Source organism: Halomonas halodenitrificans DSM 735, from assembly GCF_000620045.1.
In the GTDB taxonomy this organism is placed as follows: Bacteria; Pseudomonadota; Gammaproteobacteria; order Pseudomonadales; family Halomonadaceae; genus Halomonas; species Halomonas halodenitrificans.
Genome location: NZ_JHVH01000009.1, coordinates 136,255 through 145,535, shown reverse-complemented (window position 1 = coordinate 145,535; position 9,281 = coordinate 136,255). Strand labels below are relative to the sequence as shown.

The window sequence follows — 9,281 nt, the reverse complement described above, 5'->3', positions numbered from 1 at the left end:
CCCCCACTGTCACGCTAGTTGGAGTATCAGCGGCTGTTAGACTCTGAACCATATGGGGCGTGATGAGGTTCCGATGAAGTACTCCGACGAGCGCCGAGAAGCCATCCTCAAGAAGCTGCTCCCGCCGCACAACCGCACGGTGGCGGAAGTGGCCCAGGAAGAAGGCATCTCCGCCGCGACACTGTACAACTGGCGCAAGAAGGCTCGTCAAGCAGGCCGTTTGCTACCTGACCAGAGCGATGATCCCGAAGGCTGGAGCTCGCAGGACAAGTTCCACGCCGTTCTGGAGACAGCGGCCCTCAGCGAGGCTGAACGTGCTGAATACTGCCGGCAGCGTGGCCTCTATCCCGAGCAGATCCAGCGCTGGCGTGCGAGCTGTGAAGGTGCCAACGACCGAAGCGATGCCGCCACCAAGCAGCAGAGTGAAGCCCGCAAGGCGGAGCGCCAGGAGAACAAGGAGCTCAAGCGTGAGCTCCGCCGCAAGGAAGCCGCGCTGGCGGAAACCGCTGCACTACTGACATTGCGAAAAAAGGCCCGAGCGATCTGGGGGGACGAGGACGAATGATCAGCACTTCAGATCGCCAGGATGCCATACAGCTGATCGATGAGGCCCGCGCCGAAGGAGCCCGCCTGCAAGCCGCGTGTGCAGAGCTTGGCATCGGCACCAACACATATCGCCGCTGGGTGCGGGGCGATCAGGATCGCCGGCCTCAAGCGGTGCGGCCTGTCCCGCGTCATGCCCTATCGCCGGAGGAGCGTCAGCAGGTGCTGGAGATTTGCCATCGTCCTGAGTTCGCCAGCCTGCCGCCTGGGCAGATCGTGCCGCGGCTGCTGGACGAAGAAGGCCGCTACGTGGCGTCAGAGTCCAGCTACTACCGCATCCTCCGGGAGCATGGTGAGCAGCACCACCGTGGCCGCGCTCGCGCTCCACGTCCCAAGGGCGACCCCCAGCGACGCCGGGTGACACGCCCCAATACCTGTTGGAGCTGGGACGTGACCTACTTACCAACCCGTGTACGTGGGCAGTTCTACTACCTGTACATGATCGTCGATATCTACAGCCGCAAGATCGTCGATGCCGAGGTCTTCGACCAGGAATCCATGGCCAACAGCAGCGAGGTAATCCAGCGTGCCGTGCTGCGCGAAGGCTGCATCAACCAGCCACTGGTATTACACGCCGATAATGGCTCCGCCATGAAAGGCTCGACGCTTCAGGCGACGTTGCAGCGGTTAAATATCACTCCGTCGTACAGCCGCCCTCGGGTCTCCAATGACAACGCCTTCTCGGAGTCGCTGTTCAGGACCTGCAAGTACCGGCCCGACTACCCGATGGACGGCTACGAGAGCCTGTCAGCGGCGCAGCAGTGGGTGACGCGCTTCGTGCAGTGGTACAACCACGAACACCGCCACAGCGCCATACGGTTCGTCACCCCGGGGGAGCGGCATGCCGGCCTGGATAACGAGGTGCTGGCAAGGCGAGACGCCATCTATGCCGAGGCGAAACGGCAACATCCCGGGCGGTGGAGTAGTGCCACCCGCAACTGGACGCCGCGCCGGACGGTCTGGCTGAACCCCGATCAGGAAGACCCGCTGGTTCAACGCGATCAGCGGTTAGAAGCCGCCTGATTCCAGGTTCCAACAAGCTTGACAGTCATCGCCCCCTCACTCCCATAAATCAACACACCAGTTGGATCGCGCAACACCTGCCCACTGGCAGATTCCAGTTTTTTCCAAGCGGCGGCGGCACGTTCAATGAGCGGTATATAGCTCGGCTCAACCAGCTCCATGTTCCAGTAAAGACGGCTTTCACCACCGGCTCCAGCAGACGGATGACCGGGGTATGCCTTGTCAAAGCCATGTGCCTCGACCCCGTTGATTCGGCTCAGTTGCCACAGGACCTGTATGCCGATAGCTCCTAGGCCAATCACTGCGACTTTCATCAATTTTGCGCGAGATATCTAGCATCTATCATGTCTGAGGAGGTGACACTTCACCCATAAGGCTATACGACTGATGCCACTGTCTACTCGCTCCTCCCTATTGTTGAAGGTGAGAGGTATATGATGACCAGGAAGCCTATGGCCATCATATCAACTTACGTATTAACTCAGTAAGCTTGGTAGTAACAGCGAAATCTGAGGCACATAAGCCACCAAAAATAAAATAGCAATAAGAACCGCCACAAATGGCAAGGCAGCAACGCTCACTTTTTCTATTGGCAACCCACTGATCGCGCTGGCGACATTCAGGTTGTCTCCCACTGGTGGCGTGGCGAAGCCAATCATGGAAGCCATGATCATGACAATACCAAAATGAACAGGATCCATTCCCATTTGCGTAACAACAGGTACAAGTATTGGGGCCAGCAGGATAATTCCGGCCAATGTCTCCATGAACATTCCAATAAAAAGAAGCATCAGAAGGATGACTGCCAATATGACCCAGAACGGCACTGGCAATGCTCCAAGAAAATTAGCAATGAGTGTTGGTATTCTCTCCAGTGTCAGAATTCTTGCATAGGTGGATGCAGTGGCAATAATTACCAAAATCATACCCGAGATCAGGAAAGTGGTTTTCAGCATCAAGGGAATATCTGAAACCTCCGCCTCCCTATACAAAAGGGTCAGAACAAGGCTATAGGCTACGGCGATACCGGATGCTTCCGTTGGGGTGAAAACACCACCATAAATGCCTCCCAAGACCACGACAGGCATCAATAACGTCCACCTTGCCTTCCATAACGCCTCTCCGCGCTGCCCCCAGCTCGCCTTTTCAGTGTGGCCACCGTAGCCTTTTTTATTGCATATATAACGGCCAACAATATACAGCGAAATTACAATTACTAAGCCGGGAATCAGACCGGCAAGGAAAAGATCACCGATAGAGGTATTTGTGGTAATGCCATAAATAATCAACGGAATACTTGGAGGTATCACGATACCCACACCGCCAGCCGTAGCCAGTGTGGCGGCACTAAAACCCCGACCGTAACCCTCACGGATCATGGCTGGAATCATGATGCCACCGATGGCGGCTACCGTTGCCGGCCCCGAACCACTCAACATCGCAAAAACGGTGGTGCCAACCAAGGTAACAGCCGGCAATCCCCCAGTAATATGTCCTACAAACGTCTTGGCAGCATCGATCAGCCTTTTGGAAAGGCCTCCATACTCCATAATGACACCCGATAGTACAAAAAGGGGAACAGCAAGAAGCGAATAAGAGTCAACCGCCCCGAACATAGTTTGGGTAAGATAGCTTACCGGGACCACCTCAGTTATCATGACTGAGAGCATGGAAGCGATACCGAGTGCGAATGCGACAGGCATTCCGAAAATGAGTAGAAAAACAAAACTGATTGCCAGAATACTAATACCCATATTTAATCCACCTCAGATTGGGATGGGGAAATGGGAGCAAATGGGTTACGAATTATATCTACAAAAGCACGCAACGTATGCTGCAAGACACGAAAAGACATGAGGAAAAGCCCTAGCGGCAGCCCGATATAGACAAAATACATTGGGATCTGAGAGCCTGGCGACAACTGCCCCGTCATCACCTGACGCTTCACCATCTCATTAGAAAGAGCAAACATATAGATGAGAAAAGCCAGCCAAACAAGAAAAATAGCGAGACTAATAAGACGCTGTAAGAGCGGCAGCTTCTTGCCTATAAAATTGACAACCACACTAAATTTAACATGCCTTTGATATTTTATAGCATAACTACCACTGAGATACACAAACCAAACAAGAGAATACCGCGCAATCTCTTCAGACCATGCAGGAGGACTGTTAAACACATAGCGCATCACAACCTGAAAGATCACGAGCGAAGTAAAAATCACCAAAGCGACCGTCGCTAGGTAAGTCTCTATGTGTTCGTCTAAATGTTTATATAGCCATTTCAGCATGAGTTAACTACCCAGTTCTGGGATAAAGCCGTCTTGCCCCTACCCGAGACTTGCAGCCTGGATAGGGGCACTTCATTCAGAATAACTTACTGAATAGCTTCAAGGTAAGTGGTGTTACCTGCTGCCTCAAGAATAGCTTTTAACTTATCAGTATCCACTTTTTCAGCATTTTCTTTATAAAAAGGAATTGCCGAATCAATCCAAGCTTGACGCTCTTCATCTGTCAGATCTGTTACCGTACCACCTTCATCCTCAATTTCAGCACGAATTTCATCTGTAACAGTTTTCTTGAGCGTGCGAATCTTGTCGATTGCGGCATCGGCCGCTTCTTGAATGATCATCTGATCTTCTTCAGAGAGATTTTCGAAGAAGTCCTTGTTAATGAGAATTACTTCAGGATCATAAATATGACGAGTTTCAGTCAAGTAGTTAGCGGGCTCAGTTAAACGAGCTGAATAGAGCAGCTCATAGGGATTTTCCACACCATCGACAACCCCTTGCTGAAGTGAGGTAAACACCTCAGGAAAAGACAAGGGTGTAGGTGCAGCTCCAATGCTTTCCCAGAAAGCGATATGCATCGGCACCTGCATGGTACGCAGTTTGACCCCATCCATATCGTCCGGCAATCTGACAGTACCATCCGTCATCGCCAAGTTACGAAAACCATTTTCACCCCAACCAAGGGCAATCAAGCCACTGTCAGCCAGGCCCGAGAGCATTTCCTCACCAAGCTTACTATCAAGAACTTCGTAGGCGGTCTCAGCATCCTCGAAAATAAAGGGGAAATCGAAAACTTCCAGAGATTTATCAAAGTTGGCAAGGACGCCAACCGAAGGAGCAGTCATCTCAATATCGCCGAACTGGGTGGCTTCGATCATTTCACGCTCACCACCAAGTTGGCTGTCCGGGTACACTTGGACTTCAATCCGACCATCAGTACGCTTAGCCACCTGTTCGGCAAATAGATCGTACCCCTGGTTTTGCGTGTCGTCGGGCGAAATCACGTTACCAAATTTGATTGTGTGAGTATCATCGGCAACGGCAATGCCCGACCAGGCGGCAAGACTTAGGGCAGCAGCAGTTCCTGCAGCAATAAAACGCGTGTTACGCATCACATCGCACTCCTATTGTTGGATAGTCGTGTCCGGGTGGCTGTGCGATAGCTTTTGTCTATATTCTTATGCTAATCGGCACTTACCCTTCCACACTGTCTAACAGTAACACAACTTTTCCCGCCTGCAACTCATGTGATATGTAGCACCTCGCTTTATACAACGACTCCTCCGGACTGCTTCCCATACGCTGCCCCGCGCTTTGGACAGGGGCCCTAAGGGTCATCCGGATGACCTTCCCAGTCTCAAGCCCCCTCTTGGTCCACGGTTCCCTCTATGCCGCCCCGTAAGCTTGCGCTTTTATTACGAGACACTGGCAATGACCATTTCAACGGTAATCAACACTTGCCACCCGGCGTGGTATCTCCTGCTGCAATACATCAATGAAGGCCCGCAATCTGGCAGGAGCATTCCTACGCTGCAGATACACGGCATGAAAGTCGGCTCTAACTCCTTGCCATTTCGGCAATAATGGAACTAGGCGACCAGCTTCTAGGTGTGCCTGAACATCCCAGTAGGAGCGCAGGATGATGCCATGAGCATCCAAGGCCAGGTTCACAATGACCTCACCATCATTGCTGGCCAGTGGACCGGAGACCTTGACCGCCTGATCCTTGTGTTGACCTGGACGATGCTCAAAGCGCCACACCGCAAAATCACTGTCATTCTCGCGCAGTACCAGACACGGATGCCTCGACAGGTCCGCCGGCACCGATAACGGGAGCATTCGCTCTACATAAGAGGGTGCTGCACAGAGGATGCGGCGGTTTTCTAGGATGCGCCTGGCAACCAGCCTGGAGTCCGGGAGCTCTCCAACACGGATGCTGATATCAACGCCCTGCTCACCAGGCGTCATGGGGAAGTTGGTGAGTTCAAGCGTTCCCTCCACGTTTGGGTGGTTTATGCAGAAACGCGACAATAACGGAGCCACATGGCATCGCCCAAAGCCAAAGGTAGCGTTGATCTTGAGCGGCCCCGAAAGCGAGGCACGCTGGGCATTCAAGCCTTCCTCCAGCTCCACAAGCTCCTCGAGTATCGCACCACCATCGGTCAGGTATCGCTCCCCTTCCACCGTCAAAGTAAGTCGTCGTGTGGTCCGGCTAGCCAGACTCACCCCAAGACGCCATTCAAGCTGCTTCAGTCGCTTGCTGACAGCCGACACGGACAACCCGAGATCACGGGCGGTGGCGGTCAGGCTGCCGGCAAGCGCAAGACGTTGGAAAAAGGCAAGGTCATCAATCTGTGACATCCAATTATCCACTCCAGGTTAACAGTCATTTTCATTTTAGCTTGATTATTTCTAGGGCATCAGGGATTAGAGTGGTAGCAAGTTCAACATTGATGAAGAGGGTCCGAACCCATGACACATCGTATTGCCGTGATCCCCGGCGATGGCATTGGCAAAGAGGTGATGCCCGAGGGCGTACGCGCCCTGAAGGCTGCTGCCGAGCGTTTTGGCCTCAATCTCGAGCTTGAGTTTTTCGATTTCGCCAGTTGCGACTACCATGCCGAGCATGGTCAGATGTTGCCGGACGACTGGTTCGAGACCCTCGAGACGTTCGATGCCATCTTCTACGGTGCCGTGGGCTGGCCCGAAACCGTGCCGGACCATATTTCGCTGTGGGGTTCATTGCTGCAGTTCCGCCGTCGCTTTGATCAATACATCAACCTGCGGCCCTGCAGGCTGCTACCGGGAATCACAAGTCCCTTGGCTGACCGCCAACCCGGGGACATCGACTTCTACGTGGTACGCGAGAACACCGAGGGCGAATACTCGAGCGTCGGCGGCAAGATGTTTGAAGGTACCGAGCGTGAGGTCGTGATCCAGGAAACGGTGATGACGCGCTACGGTACTGATCGGGTATTGAAGTTTGCCTACGAGCTGGCCCAGAGTCGTCCCCGTAAAAAGCTTACCTCTGCGACCAAATCTAACGGCATCGCCATCACCATGCCGTGGTGGGACCAACGTGTCTCCGAGATTGGCAAACGCTACCCTGACGTCTCCGTTGACCAGTTCCATATCGATATTCTTGCAGCCAACTTCGTGATGCACCCGGACTGGTTCGATGTCGTGGTAGCGAGCAACCTGTTTGGCGATATCCTCTCCGACCTGGGTCCCGCCTGCACCGGTACAATCGGCGTGGCTCCGTCGGCCAACATCAACCCCGAAGGTATCTTTCCAAGCCTGTTCGAGCCGGTCCACGGTAGCGCTCCTGATATCGCGGGCAAGGGTATCGCCAATCCTATCGGCCAGATCTGGTCGGCAGCGATGATGCTCGAACACCTCGGCCACCAGGAAGCTTCAGACGCCATCGTCGCTGCCTTCGAGGGAGTGCTCCGCGAGGGCGATGCGACCCTCCTCACTCCCGACGCGGGCGGCCGTGGCACCACTGAAAGCCTTGGCGTCGCCATTGCCGAACGCATCAAGCGCTGAAACGCACCTATTCGACGGCCAACATTTTTCTCATCTTCATTTCGACAGATCGCTCATACAGCCCTTTGGCCGTCAGGGTTCCAAGCACAAGGGCCCCGCCCACGAAGGCCACTGCACTGGGACGTTCCCCAAGTATGCCCCAGGCCCACAAGGTGCCGATGACGACCTCCAGAAGTAGTAGCAATCCTACCTCGGCTGCCGGCAGGTAGAGAGGACCTCGTTGCAAGAGCGTCACCCCCGCGGGAACAATCACCAGGCACAACAGCACGACATAGATACCACTGCCGATACTCGGCAACGAAATATGGCCACTCCCCATCAGCAGGACCAATGCGCCACCGCTGCCAACAATCAGGCCGTTGAATACCAACATCGGACTCATGTCGATACCCGGTCGCCGTCGGCACAATGTGAAATTAAGGGCTAGCGTGGTCGCTGCGATCAGGGCATAGCCATTGCCCAACCAACTTCCCGCCCCGACATCGTCGACCACGATCATGCCGATGCCTAACATGCACGTTCCGATCGCCAACCAGGTACGTAACGGCAGTCTCTCTCCCAGGATCACCCGGGATAACAGTGCCGCGATCAAGGGCGCAGCGGCTAAAATCATCAGAACATTTCCTGCTTTAGTGTACTGGTTGCCCAGCACAAAGCCGCAGGTGGTCATGCTGAACAACAACGCCACGGCGACCCCTGTGCCACCACATCGGCGATAGACGCCCAGGGTATTACGGCCATGGCGTGCCAGGGTAATCAGGAAGAAGCCTAGTCCGGACAGCAAGCCGCGCCACATCAGAATCTCGGCATCCGGCAGTGCCGCGAGCTTGATGAGCAGCGCATCCGGCGACATGATCAAGGCCCCACCGCCGGTCAAGAGTAGACCTCGTTGTCGCTGAGAGAGCCCCAGATACACCTCCCCCACTTTCAAGAAAGCTTATCAGCCAACACATCAATCAGCTCTGGAACCAGTAGATCCTGTTGATCGATGCTTCGATAGAGCCCTACCACGGCTTCAGCGACATCACGCTGTGCCCCAAGCGCATCTGTCATGGCGTGATAGTAGCCGAGGTCCTTCGTCGCATTGGCTACACTGAACCGGAAGCCCGAAGGGTCTCCCGTCTCGATGAAAGGCCGCATGCGCTCGAACACCACGCCACCGCCTCCTCCCTTGCCAAGCACTTCCAGCAGTGCGCCATCCTCGATCCCCGCCCGGCGCGATGCCGCCGCCGCTTCGGCGAGTACCGCAGAAAAGCCCAGGGAGACGAAGTTATGCAATAGCTTCAGAGTATGCCCGGCACTGACATCCCCGGCATGGGCAATATTTTCTGCAAATGACCCAAGCAACGGCTGTGTAGCGGTAAACAACGCCTCAGGGGCACCGACAATCAGGTTTAACCGCCCCTCTTCAGCCTCCTTAGGCGTTCGAGTCATGGCCGCATCCATGAAGCGGCCACCTGCCGCAACGATACGTTCGGCGATCGCTCGCGTAACGTTGGGGATGGCCGTCGAGCAGTCGATGACCAGCGTCTCAGGCCGGATACCCTCCACCACACCATCGGCCTCGAAGAGCACACTCTCCACTTGCGGTGTGCCAGTAACGCACAGGATGACCACATCCGATCGTTCGGCAACCTCGCGTGGAGTGCCGGCCAGCTTTCCGCCGGCCGACAGCAAGTCATCCACGGGCTGGTTACCGGGGTGATCCAGAATCACCAACGGGTAGTCGGCCTTCAAAATGTTGCGGGCAATTCCATGTCCCATCAGGCCGGCACCAATCAAGCCAATACGCTGAGTGCTTTGCATGTCATTCTCCTTT

8 protein-coding genes and 1 pseudogene are annotated in these 9,281 nt (G+C 54.7%); 2 read left to right on the top strand and 7 right to left on the bottom strand.

Annotated elements, in window-relative coordinates:
* Positions 1 to 73 precede the first annotated feature (73 nt).
* Positions 74 to 1,626 (top strand): annotated as a pseudogene (locus Q358_RS0106515) (IS3 family transposase).
* Here Q358_RS0106515 and Q358_RS18535 read toward each other — a convergent pair.
* From Q358_RS18535 to Q358_RS18160, 5 genes are all read right to left on the bottom strand, one after another.
* On the bottom strand, positions 1,605 to 1,940 hold the full coding sequence (locus Q358_RS18535) for an N-methyl-L-tryptophan oxidase family protein (RefSeq protein WP_156940867.1): 336 nt from the start codon (positions 1,938 to 1,940) through the stop codon (positions 1,605 to 1,607). The pseudogene Q358_RS0106515 and the gene Q358_RS18535 sit on opposite strands and share 22 nt — an antisense overlap.
* Positions 1,941 to 2,102: 162 nt before the next feature.
* Entirely contained in the window at positions 2,103 to 3,380 is a 1,278-nt protein-coding gene (locus Q358_RS0106510; RefSeq protein WP_027961315.1) for a TRAP transporter large permease, read from the bottom strand.
* A 2-nt stretch (positions 3,381 to 3,382) separates the two neighbouring features.
* The gene (locus tag Q358_RS0106505) at positions 3,383 to 3,916 is read right to left on the bottom strand and encodes a TRAP transporter small permease (protein WP_027961314.1); all 534 of its coding nucleotides are present in this window, start codon (positions 3,914 to 3,916) and stop codon (positions 3,383 to 3,385) included.
* Positions 3,917 to 4,002: 86 nt separating this feature from the next.
* Positions 4,003 to 5,028, bottom strand: coding sequence for a TRAP transporter substrate-binding protein (locus Q358_RS16725; protein ID WP_051530215.1), 1,026 nt, complete (start codon positions 5,026 to 5,028; stop codon positions 4,003 to 4,005).
* Between the two features lie 328 nt (positions 5,029 to 5,356).
* Positions 5,357 to 6,277, bottom strand: a complete 921-nt coding sequence (locus Q358_RS18160; protein ID WP_084286465.1) for a LysR family transcriptional regulator — start codon at positions 6,275 to 6,277, stop codon at positions 5,357 to 5,359.
* 111 nt (positions 6,278 to 6,388) lie between these two features.
* Between Q358_RS18160 and Q358_RS0106485 the strand changes: the two genes are divergently transcribed.
* Positions 6,389 to 7,462 carry a tartrate dehydrogenase gene (locus Q358_RS0106485; RefSeq protein WP_027961311.1) on the top strand — a complete coding sequence of 358 codons (1,074 nt, stop codon included), beginning with the start codon at positions 6,389 to 6,391 and terminating at the stop codon, positions 7,460 to 7,462.
* 7 nt (positions 7,463 to 7,469) lie between these two features.
* Here Q358_RS0106485 and Q358_RS0106480 read toward each other — a convergent pair whose 3' ends face one another.
* On the bottom strand, positions 7,470 to 8,378 hold the full coding sequence (locus tag Q358_RS0106480) for an EamA family transporter (protein WP_051530219.1): 909 nt from the start codon (positions 8,376 to 8,378) through the stop codon (positions 7,470 to 7,472).
* 11 nt (positions 8,379 to 8,389) lie between these two features.
* Positions 8,390 to 9,268 (bottom strand): NAD(P)-dependent oxidoreductase, encoded by an 879-nt coding sequence (locus Q358_RS0106475; protein ID WP_027961309.1) that lies wholly within the window; start codon positions 9,266 to 9,268, stop codon positions 8,390 to 8,392.
* Positions 9,269 to 9,281: the final 13 nt, after the last annotated feature.

What these genes read in the sequence shown, in the direction of transcription:
- Q358_RS18535 (WP_156940867.1), bottom strand. Translation starts at nt 1,940, where the DNA reads ATGAAAGTCGCAGTGATTGGCCTAGGAGCTATCGGCATACAGGTCCTG.
- Q358_RS0106510 (WP_027961315.1), bottom strand. Translation starts at nt 3,380, where the DNA reads ATGGGTATTAGTATTCTGGCAATCAGTTTTGTTTTTCTACTCATTTTC.
- Q358_RS0106505 (WP_027961314.1), bottom strand. Translation starts at nt 3,916, where the DNA reads ATGCTGAAATGGCTATATAAACATTTAGACGAACACATAGAGACTTAC.
- Q358_RS16725 (WP_051530215.1), bottom strand. Translation starts at nt 5,028, where the DNA reads ATGCGTAACACGCGTTTTATTGCTGCAGGAACTGCTGCTGCCCTAAGT.
- Q358_RS18160 (WP_084286465.1), bottom strand. Translation starts at nt 6,277, where the DNA reads ATGTCACAGATTGATGACCTTGCCTTTTTCCAACGTCTTGCGCTTGCC.
- Q358_RS0106485 (WP_027961311.1), top strand. Translation starts at nt 6,389, where the DNA reads ATGACACATCGTATTGCCGTGATCCCCGGCGATGGCATTGGCAAAGAG.
- Q358_RS0106475 (WP_027961309.1), bottom strand. Translation starts at nt 9,268, where the DNA reads ATGCAAAGCACTCAGCGTATTGGCTTGATTGGTGCCGGCCTGATGGGA.